Here is a 483-nt window from a genome sequence, read left to right as displayed (position 1 = left end):
GGGTGCCCGGTTGTTCAAAAAATACGTGGTCAGAAAAAGCAGAAAATAACATCGATCCGAATTTTACCTATTTACCGGTTTTCATAAAGCCCGCGCAATACAGTGGTTACTATAACGGACACGCCAATTCCCTGTTATGGCCATTATTTCATTATTTTCCTTCTTATGCCGAATATAATGCCGATCATTATGAGCAATATGGCCAGGTAAATGAGCACTTCGCTCATTCATTATTAAAACATTTACTTCCCGGCGATACGGTCTGGATCCACGATTACCATTTGCTTGCCCTGCCACAATTGTTGCGGAATGAAATGCCTGAGCTTACTATCGGCTTCTTTTTACATATACCGTTCCCTTCGTACGAAATTTTCAGGTTGCTGCCCCGCAGCTGGCAACAGGAACATTTGAAGGGATTGTTAGGAGCTGATATGATAGGTTTTCATACCATGGATTATGCATCGCATTTTTTACAGAGCATTC

General features: G+C 41.8%; 1 protein-coding gene. It reads left to right on the top strand.

Annotated features, from left to right (window positions below; translation table 11 throughout):
• Positions 1-483: trehalose-6-phosphate synthase (locus tag A4R26_RS20350; RefSeq protein WP_207625792.1), on the top strand; the 483-nt coding region annotated here is incomplete at both ends.

Source organism: Niastella populi (genome assembly GCF_002078015.1).
GTDB classification, from domain to species: Bacteria; Bacteroidota; Bacteroidia; order Chitinophagales; family Chitinophagaceae; genus Niastella; species Niastella populi.
Note: the sequence above shows the minus strand (reverse complement) of the source record. Positions and strands in the feature narration are given on the sequence as shown.